Origin of the sequence: Pedobacter terrestris, from assembly GCF_052343045.1 — a bacterium.
GTDB lineage: Bacteria > Bacteroidota > Bacteroidia > Sphingobacteriales > Sphingobacteriaceae > Pedobacter.
On the sequence record NZ_CP180264.1, the window covers coordinates 2,550,298 to 2,569,218 of the forward strand.

Consider the following 18,921-nt stretch of genomic DNA (forward strand, 5'->3'; position numbering starts at 1 on the left):
ATAAAATTTGCTTGTTCAACTGCCCCGCAACAGCAAAAATGGTTACTGTTAAAAGCTGTTCACTATCAACACCAATTAATTTTAAAAGTTTGCGATTTTAGAAAATATTTTGAGCTGCAAAACCGGTTTATGCCAGAGGTTCTGTAAGTGGGAATTGTTTGCGCCACATGGTATTGTAAGCGCCCTTTTTTTGCAACAGTTGCTGGTGTGTACCTTCCTCAATCAATTTACCTTCTTTAAGTACAACAATTTTATCGGCACCAACAACGGTACTTAACCGGTGTGCAATCAGAATGATTGTTTTCCCGTTTTTGCGCAACAAATTTATTGCATTCTGAATGTGTTCTTCTGATGCAGAATCTAAAGAAGAAGTTGCTTCATCCAGAATTAAAATTTCGGGTTCGCGGTAAAGTGCACGTGCAATAGCCAATCTCTGGCGTTGCCCGCCAGAAAGCGTCATGGCGTTTTCGCCTAAATACGTATCAAAACCATTAGGCAAGCGCTCTATAAAATCCATAATTTCCAATTGGTTGCAAATTCGGATTATGCGTTTTATATCTGGTTCCATATCGCCAACGGCAATATTCTCAATAACAGAACCGGCAAACATATGCACATCCTGAGGCACCACGGCAACCATTTTCCGCAAGCTCTCATTGGTGATGTAGTTGATATCAAATTCGCCAATCATAATATGGCCAGACTGCAATGGATATAAATTCTGAAGCAAAGAAAGTAAGGTTGTTTTTCCAGAACCACTCTCGCCGGTAATAGCCGTTATTTTTCCTTTTTCTACTTTTAGATCAAAACCATCATACACCACAACGCGTGTTCCATAACGGAAATGAACATCTCTAAACTCGATATTGCCAATCATGTCGCGCGTTAATTCCATGCGATTTTCAGTTTTCTCCCGCTCCAGATCCATAATTTCAAACAATCGATCAGCAGCAATACGAGCATCCTGAAATACTTTGTTCATACCAATTAAACTGATTACCGGACCGGTAAAATATCCAATAATAGCATAAAATGATAAAAGTTCGCCCGGTGTAATCAGATTTTGCAACACAAAACTGGCGCCGGCCCAAAGCAAAATGACAGCAAATATGCTGGATACAAAACTGCTTGAATTCCCAACAAGCAAAGAATTTGTTCCGGAAGTGTACACCGTTTTTAATAGATTGATGAAGCGGATTTCTGTTTTTAAATTGGCAAAATTCTCCAACCCGAAACGTTTTATGGTGCTTACAGAATTAACAGATTCTACCAATTGGTTCTCTAACTCTGCACTTCGCTCCATTAATTGACGCTGGGTAGTTTTGTTTAATTTGTTAGAAACGTAATAAATTATTGCGTACAAAGGTACTATGGTAAGCATAATTAAGGCCAGCTTCCAGTAGTAGGTAAACATGAGTACAAATGAAAATATCAGAATAAACACGTTTACGGCAAAGCCGATTAAAACATCGTTAATGAACGCCCTGATTTTAACCGCATCATTCATTCTCGATATAATTTCGCCTACGCGCATGTTGTCAAAAAACTGTTGTGGCAATTTTAACAAATGTTTGTAATAGCCTAAAATTAAGCGCGCATCAATCTGTTGGCCGGTTTTAATTGTCAAAAGCGTTTTCGCATAATTGATAAAAACCTGAAGTAAAATAATGACCACCATTACGCTACCCATTAGGTTGAGCAAGTTGGTGTTTCCTTCTGGGAGTACGTTATCTACAATCTTCTGGAGGAAAATAGATGTAGACAATCCCAGAACGGTATAAAATATTGCGCCAACCAAAACCTGTATCAATACCGATTTATGTGGCATAAGCAAGTAAATAAAACGCTTTTCTAAAGAAATGCGTTCCGTGCCTGCGGTAAAATCATCTCCGGGTAAAAGCAAAATGAGTACGCCTGTCCATTTCTGGCGAAACTCATCGTGACTCAGCTTTTGCATTTCCCCATAAGCTGGATCCATTACTTCAATAAATTGTTCGCTAATTTTGTAAATCACGATATAGTGCGCCATATTTTGGTGATTTACGTGTGCAATAATCGGCAGAGGAATATTAAACAGATTTTCGTATCCGGCTTTTACGCCTTTTGCAGAAAAGCCCAAACGCCCTGAAGCTTCAATTAAACCGAGTACATTGGTTCCTTTTTTATCTGTAGATGCATACTGCCGAATGCGTGCAATTGGCAAATCCAGCCCATAATGAATGGATATAGATGCCAGACATGCTGCTCCGCAATCGGTTGCGTCATGCTGTTTAATCAGCACGCGTTTATTGCCTTTATTGCGCTTAAATTTTGCTGTTAACGTAGAAAAAAAATTGGAGGATGAGCTCATAGTGCGCTAATTTGTGTGTCTTTGTTTTCTGGAATTACATTTGGGTTTAACCAATCATCGGCTTTATCATACAGCAATTGAAAGAGCGTACGGCGGGTAACGAAAAAGCGTGCCTGCAAAGTCATTCCCTTTTTGATTTTCCCTACATAGCCATTGCGCAGTTTCAAGCTGTTGTTGTCGAGAATACAACGAACTTTAAAAAAAGGCTGACTATTATTTTGCATAAAAACATCGCTTGAAATAGAAATCACTTTTCCTGTGGCCATTCCCCATTCGTTGTAATTGTACGCATCAATCTGAAAACGTGCTTTTGTACCCAATTTTAATAAACCAATATCTTTTGGTTGCACGTAGGTTTCTGCAATCAAACCAGAATCCGGAGAAATTTCACCCAAAATCTCATTTGCAGAAATGCTGCTTCCGGCTTGTATTCCTTTTAACTCCTGAACGGTGCCGCTCAAAGGTGCTTTTATAGTATAAAATTCTTTCTCTTCGTTATACTGTTTATCTCTGGCACTCAATTGCTGGCGTTGTATGGTAAGCTGATTTAATTCGCTTTGCCACTTACTGCCTTGCTCCTCGCCAATCAATGACAATTCATTGAAGACATTGTCTTTTTTAAGTTTTACCTCATCAAATTCTGAAGCTGAAACCGCACGTCGTTTATACAAATACGCATAACGATCATAATTTTTAAATGCAAGCTGATACCTGGCTTTTGCCTCGGTAACGCGCTGCATAAATAAACTGTATTGCTGGCCATATACACCAGATTTTAAATGGAGGCGTTTAGACCAATCGTTTCTTTTGTAGGCATTAATCAGTAAAGACAGATCACTTAGTTGATCTTCAACATCGCCTTGCTGAAACTGATTTAAAGCATCTTGACTTTCTATATTTTCTTTACGGATGGTGAGCAAAACCTGGCCCGCCTGTACATGCATGTTTTCTTTAATAAATAAAGAATCTATCCGACCAGAAATCAAGGGTTTAATTTCATTTCTCTCTGCCGTTGGCCGAAACAGTCCGGTGCTTTTTACATTTACATCTACACGTACCACAAACATAGCGACAAAAGCCACCACTAAAACCAACAGTAGCAATTGATACAAAATTTGAGTACGGGAGTTGTGCGAATGAAAATGATATTCGGCGGTACTCTCAATAATCTCCTGAGGAAAAATATACTTGTCGCTATCCATGGTGAAAAAATATTAGTGTAGACAATTATCCGCGTGTTAAGTTTTTTACGATAGAAAAAAAACGACCATGGTTGGTCGTTTTCAAATTATTTGGATGTTGTGGTAAACCAACTGCTTAAATCTAAGTTGATGTTATTGCCAATTGATAAAGTTGTGCTGCTGTGCCTTTCGCCATAACTAGATTCAAAAGTGAGCTTGAGCAAGCTATCTGCGCTGCTGGTTACAGATAAGGCGATTCCGCTGGCGTTTCCGCCGCCAATGGCAATCATTTCTTTTTCCGTTAAATTTTTCATGGTGTAGGTATGAAGTGAACAAGAAAAGGAGAGGTTAATCCTCTCCTTTTGCAAATCTTAAAGATGTTTTTTTTAGCTGGTCAGGCTATCAAACAATCCTGCTAAACTTCCTGTAATGTTATTACCTAAAGATAAAGTGCTTTCGCTTGATTCATCTCCATCGGTACTTGAGGTATGGAAGGTTAACAAATTACCAATGCCCAAGGCACCGCCCAATCCACCTGAATTAGATGAATTGCTGCTGCCAAAAAGGCCACCACCATTAATTTCTCTCAGTTCAGTTACATTCAACTCTTGCATTTTCATAATTTTGAAGTTTTCTGATGCCTACTCTATTAAAGGTTTTCGGCTTTCCCTAAATCTATCGCTTGCTGCGATCTGCTTTTATTAACGAAAGGGAAACAGCAATAGATTTAATTGGGAGCGAGTTTAGCACGCCAGAAAAGAGTACATTAAACAGTGGTGTTGTGGCTATCTTAAAACAAATCCTAAAAAGAAGCCCCGAGGCAAAATGAATGCAGATTTTTTGCGTTCAAATTTTATACTCCATTAAGCTATAAGTCCGGATTTAAAAGCAAAATAAATTAAAGCTGCTGTATTTTTTGCCCCACTTTTCTCCAAAAGATTTTGTCTATGGCCTTCAACTGTGCGTTTGCTGATGAATAATTGATCAGAAATTTCGACGTTTGTCAATCCTTTTGCAATTAGAGCAAGAACTTCAGCTTCGCGCCCAGACAATTCAAGATCTACATGCTCAAAAGGCCTGGAAAACAAACTGGCATTATCCATCAAACGCATAGACAATTCTGCACAAAGATATTTACCTCCGTTATAAACGTGTTTTAAGGCAAAAACCAATTCATCGGTACTGATATTCTTAAGCAGATAAGCTGCACAGCCGATGTCAAAGGCTTTAAGTACATACTTTTCGTCATCTTGCATGGATAAAATGGCAACTTTAACTTCAGGGAAACGTACTCTGGTCATGGCAATCATTTCCAGTCCATCCATTCCGGGCATGTGAATATCTGCAAGTACAATGTGAATGTTTTGATGAGTTGAGAGCGCATCGATAACATCACTTCCATTTCCTACCTCACCCACAATATTAATTTCCGGAAAGGCGCTAAGCAGCATCTTTAGTCCGTTGCGCACAAGATGATGATCTTCGGCGAGTAAAATATTGATCATATTGATATTAATCTAGAAAGTTTTGAGTTAGGGCTAATACATTTAAAAATTCTAACCAATAAACCCAGAAGTGTAGATAAAGTTTCTTAAATGATCAAAAAATGAAATATGAAGAGTAAAGCATACAAAAAAATTAAGCATATCTCAAATACCAGAAAGAAAAAAATCGCAGAACCAACGGTATAACTACCGTTTCTTGCGGGTACAAATACCCGAAAAAAGCCTTAATTAGCCTTCATTGCTCTATTATTAACAAATTGCCACGGGTTGGTATATGCTTTGTGTTCGTACACATACATCTTAAATACTAAAACTATGAATCAACTTGAATTTAGCGCCATGGTAAAACAATATGCGCCTTCGCTTAAAGCACACGCTTTGAATTTTACAAAAGATTTCGAAGATGCTAACGACCTTATTCAAGACACTTTGGTCAAGGCCTTAAGATTTTATAACAATTTTGAAGAGGGTACAAATTTTAAAGGATGGTTGTTCGTGATCATGAAAAACACCTTTATTAACAATTACCGTAAAGAAAGTAAAACACGAGGAATTTTGATTCAGGATGAAGAAATTTCTTATGCAAATTTAATGACCAGTGCCCAAACCAATGGCGCGACAAGTAAAATTGCCATTGATGACATTACTAAAGCACTAAATTTATTACCAGATGTATACCGTATACCATTTGTAAAATATTTTGAAGGTTACAAATATCATGAGATTGCAGAGGAGTATGACATTCCATTGGGAACGGTAAAAACAAGAATCCATATGGCGAGAGAGATGTTGAAAAAACAACTTAAAACGTACGCCAAATAATATTAAAGTGATAACCGTTATAAAGAACTCCGACAACAAAATGCCGGAGTTTTGTTTTTAATCTTTTTTTTGTTGTGGCTCTTTCTTTTCTTCTTCGGCAGGATTTTCAGTATCCGCATCTACATCGGCATCGCTTCCCTTTAAATCCTTTTCATCAACCAGTCCGGACACGAGTTTGCGTTTCGCCTCAGTTCCCTCTTCGTTTTTATCTTTTTCTGTATTCATCTCGTTTAATTTTAGATAGGCAACACCGCCCGTTAATACAACCAATTTCGCCTCTTATGGTTTAATGAATCTGCCTTAAAAAAAAATAAACTTTCATTTAAAAACCTTGTTATCTGAAATATAGGTTAACCATTTCAACCGCTACTGTCTACCCATGAGCAACAAAAAAGATTTAGATCGTTTTTTATCCGCACAGGAAAAGGATTACAGAACTGCAGTCACAGAACTGGAAAAAGGAAAGAAGAAAAGCCATTGGATGTGGTACATTTTTCCGCAAATTAAAGGCCTGGGGCGGTCAGAAGTTTCGTTATTTTATGGTATTAATAACCTTTCTGAAGCAGAAGAATATCTGCATGATCCGATTTTAGGAAGCAGACTAAAATACTTGTGTGGTGTATTGCTTAAATTGGAAGAATTAAGCGCCACGGAAATTTTTGGAACACCAGACGATTTGAAACTTAAGTCGAGCATGACTTTATTCGCCTCCACTACAGCTGCCGATCCCATATTTGAGGAAGTTCTGGGTAAATATTTTAATGGAGAAAAAGATAAGTTAACAATAGAACTTCTGGGAAGGCTGTATTAGAAAAAAAGGGCATCCAAATCATGTTTAACTAAGGCAGATTAAACAAAAGTAGATAGATACCCTCCTTTTTAATAGGTAGATATTTTCACAACACAGTTTTTTTTAAAAAGTTTTTATTAACCAGAATTTATGTTTTTGAATTAAAGCACATTTCTGCCTGCGCCGCCATCAACCTGAATGGTGGTTCCACTTACATAAGACGCTTTTTCTGATGCTAAAAATGCAACTACAGCTGCAAATTCTTCTGGTTTACCAATTCTTCTTAACGGAATATTTTTAGATTTTTCTGCTAAGGCTACATCGGTATCTACATCCGGATTGAGTGTATGTTTAATGCGATCGGTTAAAATTGTTCCCGGACAAACATTATTTACCGTAATGTTATAAGGGCCAAATTCATCGGCCATTAATTTTGCCATACCTACAACACCCAAACGCATACTTGTAGATAAGATAGATCTATCCAAAACAGATTTTACAGAACCGCTAATGATATTAATAATACGCCCGCTTTCTGATTTCTTTAAAAGCGGCAAGGCTAGTTTACTTGTTCTGGAAACGCTCAGTAAATTCATCTCGAAAGCTTTATACCAATCTTCATCGCTAAAATTTTCAAAAGTATTAAAAGGCGGCCCGCCGGCATTATTAACCAAAATATCAAGCTGGCCAAAATCAGTTGAAATCAGTTGAATCAGCTGTTCCAAATCTTCAGGTTTAGAAACATCCGTTGATTTGGAATGCACACGTATCGTACCAATTTGGTTGTTAATTTCATTAGCGGTTTGCTGTAATTCTTCCGCATTGCGGGAAGCTATAATAACCTTCGCGCCTTCTTCGGCAAGCAAAGTGGCAATTGCTTTGCCTAAACCTTTGCTTGCAGCAAGTACCAAAGCAACTTTATCAGACAGTTTTAAATCCATTTCTTATATGTTTACTGTAATCCAAACCGGACCATGATCGCTACTTTTTTCCCATCCGCGTACATTTCTGTTTACGCCGGCATCATTGAGTTTCTCCAAAAGAATCGGGTTTAGCAAAAAATGATCTATACGCAAACCCGCATCTCTCCCATACGCATTGCGAAAGTAATCCCAGAACGTATATATTTTTTCTGCAGGATATAACCTGCGGATGGCATCTGTCCAGCCTTGTGCCATAATCTGTTCAAAAGCTTCGCGGGTTTCTGTTCTGAACAAAGCATCTTCTACCCAACGCTCTGGCTTGTACACATCAAATTCTGTCGGGATCACATTATAATCGCCGCACAAAACCACGGGCAAATCTCTGTCCATCAACTGCTGGGCGTGTTCCGCGAAGCGCTTCATCCAACTCAGTTTGTATTCAAACTTGGGGCCCGGAGCCGGATTTCCATTGGGCAAATACAAACAACCAATAACCACGCCTTCTATAAAGGCTTCAATATAACGACTTTGAAGATCTTCATCGTCGCCAAGTAAGCCGCGGCGGGTTTCCTGAATTTCGTGTTTAGACAAAATGGCTACGCCATTCCAACTTTTCTGTCCATGCCAAATGGCGTTGTAACCAGCATCATTAATTGCCTGAAGTGGAAACTTCTCATCCGGCGCTTTCAATTCCTGTAAACAGGCAACATCGGGCTGTTCTTCCTGAAGCCATCTTAGTAAAACCGGCAATCGGCCATTAATGCCGTTTACGTTATAGGTTGCTATTTTCATCGTAATCGAAACAAAACTTAAAGCGGAAAGTTACAATAATTCTCTCTTTTTCGGGTCAGAAAAAGGCTTTTTGCTGGACATCAAGACTTATTTTACCTTGAAAGCGAATTGTTTTATCGTACTAAAAACCAATCAAGCATATGATGAAGAGATTGTATCTATTGAAATTTAATACCAAAAAAAAGGATTCTGTTTCATTGAATCAGAATCCTATCAAAAAGCAATGTAGTTATATTAATCTATTGCCAGTATTTTATTGAAACGCGCGTGTGTAGGAACCGGGCCATCAGCAGGATATGTGATGTAATCAATATCCATCTGAATTTTAGTTTGATTTGTAAATTTAATTACGGCATAATCAAATATCTTATAATCAACCGCCGTTTTCACTTGTTTGCCGTTTGCATTATCTACCGATTCTAAAATGCGTACCTGAATGCTGTCGCCCTTTAGTACATAATTTCCATTAAGTGTACCAAAAGTCGCGGCGCCGATACTATCTGTCAATTTCATAGAAAATTTCCCACCAGTACCAAATGACAGGGTCCGAAGGCTGTTTGAACCATTTCGTGCTTCATGCCAGTTGCCATATAATACATCTTTAGGGCCATCTTCTTCTATTGATTTCTTTTTACAGGCAAGAAAAATACTGGCCAGTAAGAGACTAAATAACAGGGTTTTGATTGTAGTTTTCATAAAGTTTGAGTTCAAGGTTTATATTCCCGAATACGCAAAACTTTCTGAAAACGCTACACCAATAACTAAGAAAATATAGAGGCAAATAAGGCATTTGAATGCAAGCTGGCTTGTTGATCAAAAATATGCGATGTTGCCATCACTTCGTCCACCCCAAATTCTTCGACAAAGGCAGATAATCTATTGTGAATGGTTTGTCTGCTGCCTACAAATGAATATTTAAGCATACTTTCTACACCTTGTTCTTCCATTTCATCCCAAATTCTGTCCATATTTTCTACCGGAGGCTGTAATAAACTGCGTCTGCCGGTAATTACGCCAATGAACATTTGTTTTACAGAAGTGGCCAATCGCTCTGCTTCTTCATCCGTATCGGCAGCCACAACATTTACGCAAGCCATAAAATATGGTTTATCCAGATATTTTGAAGGTTTAAAATTCTGTTTATAAACGGCCACAGCCTGTGCGAAATACGTTGGTGCAAAATGACTTGCAAAAGCATAAGGCAAGCCTTTTTCTGCTGCAAGATAGGCGCTGTCTAAGCTTGAACCAAGTATCCAAATCGGAACTTCTAAGCCTTCGCCCGGATTTGCACGTACATTGCTGTTGCGGTTATCATGAGAAAATAAAAGTTGAAGGCGTTCAATATCTTTCGGAAAATTGTGAACTGCAAACATATTCTCACCACGGATGGCCATTGCCGTAACCTGATCTGTGCCCGGCGCGCGGCCTAAACCCAAATCAATACGATTCGGGTAAAGAGAAGCGAGTGTGCCAAATTGTTCTGCGACAATAAGGGGTGCATGGTTAGGCAACATTATTCCACCAGAACCTACACGAATGGTTTGGGTATTTCCGGCTACATAGCCAATTAAAATTGCCGTTGCAGAACTGGCAACACTGATCATATTGTGGTGCTCGGCAAACCAGTACCGGTTATAACCGAGTTTTTCTGATTGTTGCGCAATAGCAAGTGATTTTGGAAAAGTTTCTGTTGGTGTATCGCCATGCCTTACACTGGCAAGGTCTAAAACAGAATATGGGATATTTTTAAGGGAAAATGTGCTCATGTACAAATGTTATTTGCCAAAAGTACACCTAAATCGATCATCCCATATTCTATTCTGAAAGATATGACGGTGCCAAAACATTTCAGTTTTTTAAATTTACTTCAGTGTTTTAAGTTTCTGGCTATATGTTTCGCCAAGTACTTTTAATCCGCTATGCGAGGATTGCGCTGCCTCTGCCAGCAGAGCGGCCAAACGTTGATTATCTGTTTTATATTGTTGTTGATAAGCCTGATCAAATGCTTTTCCTTTTAATTTATTGAGCTGCAAAATTGAATCTGTTGTTGGTTTTTCTGCGAGTGGCGTTTTTCTGTTTGCGGCTTCACCTGCACTTTGTTGATTTCTGGTCGTATCTTGAAGCGTAACTGGCGCAGAATCTACACGCCCATCGGGTTTTTGTCCGCCTTCAGGTTTACTCATTGGCACTTCAATATTTTTTGCCTTCGCCAATGCAACGAGCATAGAATCCATTTCGGCAAAGGTTTTACCAGATGTTTCTGCCATCCGTTTTACTTTACTGTCTGACGATTGAGCGGTTGCCAATCCGGCGGCCTGCTGTTGTCGGCGCTCAGTTAATATAAGTTCTTTGATAATCCGTGCATCATTGGTACTGTCGGCCTGCAAAAAAGTGACACTATTGATTGCGCTATCGGAAGAATGTACAGTGGCTAATCGCGCTGTTGCTATGTTCGGACAAGCAAATACAGCAACCATCAAAACCGTTTTTACAGTTGCCGAGATAAAAAGAGAGTTTTTCATAACCTTGGAGTTGTTTGTTGTAACAACCTGATTTTCCGTACAAAGGTTTTAAAAAAACAAAGACCGTGGGTTTCAATACAATCGAAATAATATTGATGCGCTCGTTAGAAACGAGCGCAAGGGGAAAGGAATGAAAATTAAAAGCAAGAAGTGAAAAGATTATAAATGTTTCGCGGCGATATTCTTCAGATACGCAGCAAAATCGGTATCCACCTCTTTTGGAACAAAAGTGACTTTTTTGGGCGAATCTTTAAATAAAATCGCATACCAAATTAGTCCGCCTAAGTATCTTCCAGCGGCGCTGGCATGGTTAGGATCAAAAGCCAAGGTTTTTTTATTCCATGAATATCCAACGTTTAATGAATGTTTCTGATTGGGAAGGTTCGGATATTCCGGATGCTCATAATTAAAAGTACTGTCTACTTTAAATCCCATGTTCGGATCTGTATTGACCTGTTGAAAAGCATCGCCAACGGGCAGAATTTTCGCATGCAAAACCTTCGCTAAATGATGATAAGCGGCTCTTGAATACATCCACATTTCCTTCTGGTCTTTGGCCAGCGTATTCGTCCCAATCTGTCCAAACTTCTTTGCATCTACCCGATATGCCCAGGTTTGATGAATCAATATTTTCGCCTTAGGCTGCAGTTTTTTTATAAAAGCGTATAGCTTCCCGGCGTAAGGACTATAACTGGCAGAATCGCTAGAAAAATATGAATATTGCTGAATGGTGATTACATCCCAAACGCCGTCACTAAGCAACATTTTTAAGGATTTGCCGCCGTAAGGTTTTCCTTTTGGATCTTCTGGATTCGCCTCTGCCGCTGCAACATAACTCCAATGCTGCGCTAATGAATGACCGCCCAGTTCTGCACGTCCAATTTCGAGTTTTTTATTTCTGGAACGGGCAATTTCAGGAAGGTAAGACGTGGCGTTTTGCGAGAAACTATTTCCGATTACAAACAAACGTAGTGGTTTATCTGATTTCTGGGCAACAGAAATCCGCCCGAACAACAAAGCAAGAACCAAAAAAAACGTATGCAAACGCCAACTGTTACTTTTTAAATCTTTCATAAATCTCTATTTTGAAGCGTTAGGATGTGTTTTAAAAAAATTATACAACTGAACGCCGCTTAACAAAAATGCACCAACTCCGTAAACCTCTGTACTGTTTGCATCAACTTTATCCGGACTGGCACCGATGGCCTGTACGTAGCCTAATTTTCCATCTGCCTGTACCGCAGAAGTAAGCGCTTTCCAGGCTTTCATGGTAACGGGAAGATATTTCTGTTCGTTTAACATTTTATGATTTAAACCCCATGCCAATGCGTAACAGTAAAACCCTGTACCGCTCATTTCTTTAATCGGGTAACTGCCCGGATCAAGTAATGATGCATGCCAGCTTCCGTCTGGTTGTTGCAGACCCGCAATTCTTTCCATCATATCCAGATATAACTGCTCAAATTTTTTTCTGTCGGGATGTTTTGCCGGCATATTATCCAGCACACGCACCAGGCCGCCTAAAACCCAACCATTACCGCGTGACCAGAATACTTTTGCACCGTTTTTCTCCTTTTTATTGAGATAGGTTTCGTCTCTGAAATACAATTTCTCTGCCGGATCATATAAAAAATCGGTTGTTTTCCACCAGAGTTTGCTGGCCATATCCAGATATTTTGGATCTTTCGTTGCTGTTGTCAGATACGCCAGAGCAGGCGGCCCCATAAAAAGTGCATCGCACCATGCCCATTCCCGGTTCTGAATACTGTTTTTCCAATTCAATGGCTCGTCATGAGACCTGTTCACAATACTATCTGCCAGTAAAATAAAAGGCGCAATCATTTTCTTTTCCTTAAAACTAAGGTAAAGCTGTGTGTAAGTTTGGGCGATACAGTAATCATCTGCGTAAAAGCGTAAATGACCAGTATTCCATTTTAATTCGTCGCCAATTTCAACAAGTGGTTTTAAATAACGTTGCTGGCCTTTCATCGCGCCGAGCGCATAAAATCCCGTGTAACAAACGGCATTTGTCCAATCGGGTTTACGGTGATTAAAACCTTTGGTTTTCCAGGTATTGAGTTGCCAATCCGCTACTTTTTGCGTTACGGCTAAAATTGCTTCTTTTTTAAAAGTAGAGTCTTGAAAGGTTTCTGCGCAACTCAACGCGGGTTTGAGTAGTGTTGCCGTTGCAAGCACACAGATGAACGTGAGGTTAAAAAATTTCATAAAATCCTGAATTATGCTAAGTGATGATTATTTTGCTTCTTCAATTTTAAGTACCACACTTTTGTGGTTGCCATCTATTTTCGGGTTAATTCCAACGGTCATTAAAAAATCTCCGGAGTAAATGGCATCTTTTGGCAATGCACTTTTCCATCCCGGATAAAGATTGATTTCATTTACGCGATAGTTTTTTGCGGCATCGAGGCCTTTTAAAATAATCGGGTTTTTACTGCCGGTTTCGTAGCGGTTACTTACCAAGTAATTGAACATTACTGCGGCTGTTGCATCGCTATTACTATATACTACCGCAGCCACGTCATTTTTCCATGGATCTTGTAAACGATACTGATTGCCGTGCAACACCAAATCTTTGAAACTGTTGTAGGTGGCGATGGCTTCTTTACAAAACTTCAAATCGTTTTCATTAAGCTTGGCAATATCTAAATCAAAACCAAGTTTGCCCATCATGGCGACATCTGTTTTAAATTTTATGGCTTGTTTGCCCCAATCGGTTACATGGTTTGCTGTTGCCATGGCCGGGAAGAAATATGAATATTCCCATTGGATGAAAATCCTTTCCAGCGGATCTGTATTATCGCTCGGCCAAAATTCTGTAAAATACTTCAGCGCGGCGTAATCTACACGGCCGCCCCCGCCAGAACACAACATGATGGGCACCGATGGATATTTTGCGCGTACACGTTCCAGCACCGCATACAAACCCTTCACGTACTCGTAATATACGTGCGTCTGGTTGCTTAAATGTGCAGAATATGCGTTGTAAATTACCGCATTGCAATCCCATTTTAGGTAGGCCAATCCGGGATTTTTGGTAAACAGACCATCAACAATTCCATACACAAAATCTTGCACTTTTGGGTTGCTCAAATCCAGAACCAGCTGGTTTCTGTATAAATGTTCTGGTCTTTGAGGTTGTTTAATAATCCATTCCGGATGCTGTTTATACAGATCACTTTTTGGGTTTACCATTTCTGGTTCAATCCAGATTCCGAATTTTACATCGTTTGCCGTGGCTTCCTTTACCAGTGCACTTATGCCGTTGGGTAACTTCTTTTTATTTTCCTGCCAATCGCCCAAACCTGCATTGTCGCTATTGCGTGGAAAATTATTCCCGAACCAGCCATCATCTAGCAGAAACAAATCCACACCCAGATTTTTAGTGTCTTTTAAAAGCTGGGAAAGTTTTTGTTCGTTAAAATCGAAAAATGTAGATTCCCAATTGTTGAGCAATGTTAAGCGATTGCCTTTTCCGTCTAAAATGCGGTAATTGCGCGCCCAGTTCTGCAGCTTTCTGCTGGCATCTCCAGTTCCATGATCAGAAAAAGTGAAGAGAAACGCAGGCGTCGTAAAATCAGTATTGGGCTTTAAATGATAAGCAGAAGCGTGGTTATTCGCGCCTGCAATAATGCGCAGATTATTTAGAGGATCAACTTCCAGATCGATTCTGAAATTTCCAGACCATTCCATAGATCCATAAAGGACTTTTCCATAATCTTCGCCAGCTGGCCCATCCAGGGAAACCATAAAAGTTGGTGGCTGGTAAATATTTGCACGTGTACCCAACTTACTGTCCAGTACTTTTATACCATGTGTTAAGCGACTTTCTTCCGGTTTCATTTCCTGCGCCCAATCTCCGTGGTATTGTTTAAGCCAAAATTCCTTGCCTTTCACATACAAATTTGCTGATGCATATTTATCCAGCCTGACTTCCTTTTTCTCCGCATGGCGGATGTTGGTCCACTGCTCAATTACATCTTCATTTTTATACACTTTGTAATAAAGTGTTACCTCAAACGGATAAACAGGATCTTTCAGCTCTATAGAAATGAGGTCTACATTTGCATCTATTGATTTCTGTGTATGGCGCACATACCGTAAATCAAGCGAGGTATTCCCATCTGCGTGTACCACAGTAATGGCGGGCTCAACTAAATTACTCGAACCAGATGGTGTATATGCCGCATTTAAAATACCAGAATAATCTGTTCCCTGATTGTACATTTTTGAAACTTTGGCATAATCCTCAACATGATTGAGTTTTTTGCCGAAATATACCACACGTGGAGTTGAACTTGTATTGGCTTCCAGTACGAGCGCCTGACTACCGCTCAAAATTGGGATGTAAATATTTTGTGCGATCAGTATTTGGGAAGCAAATAACAGGCACATGGCCATGCAGCCGCGCAGCAAATAGAAGTGTTTATTCATTCTGATTTAGATATTGGTTAGATGATTTACATCTAAACTAAGCATTTACATTCAGCGTTTTACACGCGATACAGTTTCGTTACTTTGTGCCGGCCGATTTTTGATATACACGCACATAATCGACTTCAAACCGTCGTGGAAAAGTAGTTTTCTCCGGATTGCCACCTTGCTTGCCACCAATTGCCAAATCTAAAAGCATATAATGTGGCTGCATAAAAGGATTTAAACCCGCAGCATCCTGATTCACCAATTTATTCATAGGTTGATGATTTAAAAGCTGATGATCAACATAAAGTGAAATACCGTTTTCATCCCAATCCATCCGCCAGATGTGAAATTCAGATGCCCATTTTTCGCCACCCAAAGAATCGATATTGGTTTCCGTACTAAACCAGGCATCTTTATGATCTGCGCCCATGTACGCAATATTTGCCAGGAGTTTTTTGCGGTAATATTCCATAATATCAATTTCGCCGGTTGCCGGCCAGGTTCCTTTAACGCCAAGTGTCCACCAGGCTGGCCAAATACCAGCGCTAATATCAATTTTACCGCGCATTTCAAAACGGCCGTAAAGCCAGCCTTTTTGTCGCGACGTTTTAATACTTGCAGATGTGTAAGTTGCTTCTTCCCTATTTTTCTTCCAATCGTTACTACCCGACTGATACTGCGGATTGGATTTCTTTTCCCTGCGGGCTTCTAAAACAAGTTTGCCACCTTCGCACCAGGCATTTTCTGGCTGATACCATTGCAATTCTTCATTGCGTTCGAAACCGCGTTCGTAACTCCATTTGGTGCTGTCTGGTGCACCTTTATAATTAAATTCATCTGCCCAGACCAATTTATAACCATTGTCTGTAATTTTTGGCAGTTGGGTTGTTTTTTGCGCGCAAGCATTGCCCGCAAGAAAAATTGTGCAAAGGCACGCCATGCCAACCAGTTTATGTACAGTTGTCTTCATCATTAAAGTTATCGGCTTATTTGTAGTTGGTTAAACTTAGCGGCATTAAGGTTGGGTACGTCCAGGCGTAATCATGGCGCGGATATACTATTGGGCGATAAGGTTTTACAAAATCTCTATAAGGCTCGCTATTGTAAATATTACTCATGGCTTCAAGTAAATTGGCTGGCCAGAAACCTGTTGCAGTATCTACCTGACCCGTTACAGGGTTTTTAAACCATTTCCATTCTTCCGGATGTCCGTTTGCATACAACAGAAAATCCAGCGCTTTTTTTACAGATGCGCCATCTTTTTCCAGAGTGAAAAGGTTTTCTCCGGTTTGATTGTAAATTACCCAAAAGGATGCGGTTAGTGGCGCAAGTGAAAAATATGTGTACCAGATGCCATTTCCCTGTCTTTTTACTTCCTCTACCATATGTCCATCAGAAGCAATTTTCTCAAAAAGATCTTTCTTAATCAGTTTTACATTCTCCTGCAAATCGGCCTGATCGTTTAAATAAACATCGGCAAGTATAGATGCATAACGAGACCAATCGCCAGAGTTGTTGTTGCGAAACCGGATGCTATTGGCCGCATGGCGGAAAACATTTTTTGTCCACCCGGCAAATTGCTGCTGATCTTTTGCTTTCCATCCGGGATAATTCCGCAGCAAATCTGCAGCAATCATAAAAGTTGTTCCAGAGTATGACATCACCAGCGAACCATCGAGCTGAGAATATTTTGTATTTATACTTGCCCAGGCATTCAAAAAATAGGCTGCTTTATCTGCATAACTTTTCTTACCCGTAAGCTGATAGGCCAATGCACAGGTGTATGCAGAAAAACCATCAATCTGTATTGCAAGTGATTGTTTGCGGTGACCATCTTTATCCTGATAAAAGCCAGGCACACTGAAATCTGCAACAGCATGTTGTTCTACCAACAGTGCAGAATCTGCTTTTATAATAAAGGCATTGAATGCAGAAAGAAATAGTTCTTTTTTAAGTTTGATTTGTTTTTTTACAAAATCGATCTGACTTTGAGTATGATAACCTTTTAATATTTCTTTAGAAAAAGAGGATTCTACGTGGAAACTGCATATGAGCACTGCAATTAAAACGATAAGATATGGCCGTTTAATGGGATTCATTTGGTTTTATATTTGGTGGTTTCAAACAGTGGTTGGAAAGGTACCGATGTATACCTTTTCCAAACCAACCATTCGTTAGATTTCCGAAGATAAGCGCAATGTTATAAAGCTGGGCAGCTAAAGTTAGTGTATTTGAATGGAACCGTTCCCATTTTTTGGGAACGTTTTCATAACGAGAACAACGTCCGCGTCAATTTCTTATCCCAAATTAAATATATTATATGGTTTGGCTCGTGAAAGGTTAGTGATTGCCCCACCTTCACCAGACGATCAAATGGTCGGTAAATTAATCCCCAGTTTTTACACTCTGTAGTAAGCATCTATTGCAACTCTCTTATTGATAATGGTTTTTAAACTAAACTCAAAATCAGTGACATTTAAATCAGGATAAATAATGAGACAATCTATTACGGCGTCTTTTGTTTTACCATCAACAACAGTTAATGCGCCTTTAATGAACTATGTTTTTCTCCAGCAATGGTGTTACAAATTGTGTTCTAGTTTAACTTCTGTAAATTCACGCTATTGAAAATCGTTTATTAGTATAGTGACGTGGCCGATTGCTGTAGTAAAATATTTCTGTAATGGACTATTTGGCACCTTAGGAAGCGTTCTGTTTAACAACTTCAAATTTATTAAGGGTTCCAGATATCGCTTAAAATTGTCATTATGCCTTTTTAAACCCAAACCATCTTCCTGAATCTCTTTTTTTGACCTCGGCTGAGTTGAAAACTTTAGAATCTCAATTTGTTCTGCTGTAAGTTCTGCAGCTAAATGGGCATATTTTTCAACCTGCTTTTCCGTTGGCATTTTAAATTCAGACCATAGCTCCTTTTTAACTTTACCTAATTTATTCAAGTGAAATTTTAAGTAATCGACTAGATGCTCAGCTTTAGCTTGGTCGTTAGCTTGGTCGTTGATTGGAAAGTTCATTCTCAAAAAATGATCAGAGAATGTAAAACAATCTTTAGGGTAACTTTCTAAAATACGCGGAATACCAGAACCCAATCGTTCTACCAAATCTAAATCTTTGTAGATGCGCATGATTTCTTTATTTCTTGGCACAGAGAAACCCTCAAAAAACTCCTCCTGGCTTAGTCCATCTGGTAAACTACCCGTAGACGTAATCTCTATCCGATCGTCAAACAGTTCAAATTTGGGTGGCACTTCCGTTGTATAATCATTGTGCACAAAAGCATTTATAATCGCTTCACGCAAGGCGATAGCATCCCAATAACGGATTTCTTTACGTTCTTTTGAAGTAATTTGGGTAATGGTTTTATTTTCTAATTCTGATTTATCTAAAATCTGTTTGGTCGCTTTTACCAGAGACTCATAGCCATATTCATTATTTTCAACCAAATTTACTCTGTTGAGCCCCTTATATTTTGCCAGCTTAATGGAATTGCTATTTTTATAGGCCATTAAATAGGCCACGTAGTTATAGTTTTCATCCTCATTGAGCAATTCTAAATTGCCTGCGAATTTATCATTCAG

General features: G+C 39.3%; 19 protein-coding genes. 2 read left to right on the top strand and 17 right to left on the bottom strand.

From position 1 onward, the window contains the following. Positions 1 to 127: 127 nt before the first annotated feature. The 5 genes from ACJVDH_RS10890 to ACJVDH_RS10910 form a co-directional block, all read right to left on the bottom strand. Complete coding sequence (locus ACJVDH_RS10890) at positions 128 to 2,350, bottom strand: peptidase domain-containing ABC transporter (RefSeq protein WP_443943427.1); 2,223 nt, start codon at positions 2,348 to 2,350, stop codon at positions 128 to 130. Next, entirely contained in the window at positions 2,347 to 3,552 is a 1,206-nt protein-coding gene (locus tag ACJVDH_RS10895) for an HlyD family secretion protein (RefSeq protein WP_443943428.1), read from the bottom strand. Before ACJVDH_RS10895 ends, ACJVDH_RS10890 begins: the two co-directional genes overlap by 4 nt. 86 nt (positions 3,553 to 3,638) lie before the next feature. Further along, positions 3,639 to 3,845 (bottom strand): hypothetical protein, encoded by a 207-nt coding sequence (locus ACJVDH_RS10900; RefSeq protein ID WP_443943429.1) that lies wholly within the window; start codon positions 3,843 to 3,845, stop codon positions 3,639 to 3,641. A gap of 72 nt (positions 3,846 to 3,917) precedes the next feature. Then, the gene (locus ACJVDH_RS10905) at positions 3,918 to 4,151 is read right to left on the bottom strand and encodes a hypothetical protein (protein ID WP_443943430.1); all 234 of its coding nucleotides are present in this window, start codon (positions 4,149 to 4,151) and stop codon (positions 3,918 to 3,920) included. Between the two features lie 243 nt (positions 4,152 to 4,394). Next, positions 4,395 to 5,036, bottom strand: a complete 642-nt coding sequence (locus ACJVDH_RS10910) for a response regulator (protein ID WP_443943431.1) — start codon at positions 5,034 to 5,036, stop codon at positions 4,395 to 4,397. Between the two features lie 315 nt (positions 5,037 to 5,351). Here ACJVDH_RS10910 and ACJVDH_RS10915 point away from each other — a divergent pair, with 315 nt between their 5' ends. Continuing rightward, positions 5,352 to 5,858: an RNA polymerase sigma factor gene (locus tag ACJVDH_RS10915; RefSeq protein ID WP_443943432.1), complete on the top strand. Its 507-nt coding sequence runs from the start codon at positions 5,352 to 5,354 to the stop codon at positions 5,856 to 5,858. Positions 5,859 to 5,915: 57 nt separating this feature from the next. On the opposite strand, the gene ACJVDH_RS10920 is transcribed toward ACJVDH_RS10915, so the two are convergent. Next, entirely contained in the window at positions 5,916 to 6,083 is a 168-nt protein-coding gene (locus tag ACJVDH_RS10920; protein WP_443943433.1) for a hypothetical protein, read from the bottom strand. A 154-nt stretch (positions 6,084 to 6,237) separates the two neighbouring features. Between ACJVDH_RS10920 and ACJVDH_RS10925 the strand changes: the two genes are divergently transcribed. After that, positions 6,238 to 6,669: a DUF1810 domain-containing protein gene (locus ACJVDH_RS10925; RefSeq protein ID WP_443943434.1), complete on the top strand. Its 432-nt coding sequence runs from the start codon at positions 6,238 to 6,240 to the stop codon at positions 6,667 to 6,669. Between the two features lie 140 nt (positions 6,670 to 6,809). On the opposite strand, the gene ACJVDH_RS10930 is transcribed toward ACJVDH_RS10925, so the two are convergent. The 11 genes from ACJVDH_RS10930 to ACJVDH_RS10980 form a co-directional block, all read right to left on the bottom strand. Then, complete coding sequence (locus ACJVDH_RS10930) at positions 6,810 to 7,589, bottom strand: SDR family oxidoreductase (RefSeq protein WP_443943435.1); 780 nt, start codon at positions 7,587 to 7,589, stop codon at positions 6,810 to 6,812. A gap of 3 nt (positions 7,590 to 7,592) precedes the next feature. Next, entirely contained in the window at positions 7,593 to 8,363 is a 771-nt protein-coding gene (gene xth, locus ACJVDH_RS10935) for an exodeoxyribonuclease III (protein ID WP_443943436.1), read from the bottom strand. A gap of 234 nt (positions 8,364 to 8,597) precedes the next feature. After that, complete coding sequence (locus ACJVDH_RS10940; protein WP_443943437.1) at positions 8,598 to 9,059, bottom strand: hypothetical protein; 462 nt, start codon at positions 9,057 to 9,059, stop codon at positions 8,598 to 8,600. A gap of 65 nt (positions 9,060 to 9,124) precedes the next feature. Further along, entirely contained in the window at positions 9,125 to 10,129 is a 1,005-nt protein-coding gene (locus ACJVDH_RS10945) for an LLM class flavin-dependent oxidoreductase (RefSeq protein WP_443943438.1), read from the bottom strand. A 96-nt stretch (positions 10,130 to 10,225) separates the two neighbouring features. Next, positions 10,226 to 10,885: a hypothetical protein gene (locus ACJVDH_RS10950; protein ID WP_443943439.1), complete on the bottom strand. Its 660-nt coding sequence runs from the start codon at positions 10,883 to 10,885 to the stop codon at positions 10,226 to 10,228. Between the two features lie 159 nt (positions 10,886 to 11,044). Continuing rightward, entirely contained in the window at positions 11,045 to 11,959 is a 915-nt protein-coding gene (locus ACJVDH_RS10955) for a DUF4886 domain-containing protein (RefSeq protein WP_443943440.1), read from the bottom strand. Between the two features lie 6 nt (positions 11,960 to 11,965). Beyond that, complete coding sequence (locus ACJVDH_RS10960; protein WP_443943441.1) at positions 11,966 to 13,111, bottom strand: glycoside hydrolase family 88/105 protein; 1,146 nt, start codon at positions 13,109 to 13,111, stop codon at positions 11,966 to 11,968. Positions 13,112 to 13,138: 27 nt separating this feature from the next. Further along, positions 13,139 to 15,337, bottom strand: coding sequence for an alpha-galactosidase (locus tag ACJVDH_RS10965; protein ID WP_443943442.1), 2,199 nt, complete (start codon positions 15,335 to 15,337; stop codon positions 13,139 to 13,141). A 79-nt stretch (positions 15,338 to 15,416) separates the two neighbouring features. Next, positions 15,417 to 16,298: a glycoside hydrolase family 16 protein gene (locus tag ACJVDH_RS10970; RefSeq protein WP_443943443.1), complete on the bottom strand. Its 882-nt coding sequence runs from the start codon at positions 16,296 to 16,298 to the stop codon at positions 15,417 to 15,419. 13 nt (positions 16,299 to 16,311) lie between these two features. Next, positions 16,312 to 17,424 carry an alginate lyase family protein gene (locus tag ACJVDH_RS10975; RefSeq protein ID WP_443943444.1) on the bottom strand — a complete coding sequence of 371 codons (1,113 nt, stop codon included), beginning with the start codon at positions 17,422 to 17,424 and terminating at the stop codon, positions 16,312 to 16,314. Between the two features lie 522 nt (positions 17,425 to 17,946). Beyond that, positions 17,947 to 18,849: an ATP-binding protein gene (locus ACJVDH_RS10980; RefSeq protein WP_443943445.1), complete on the bottom strand. Its 903-nt coding sequence runs from the start codon at positions 18,847 to 18,849 to the stop codon at positions 17,947 to 17,949. Positions 18,850 to 18,921: the final 72 nt, after the last annotated feature.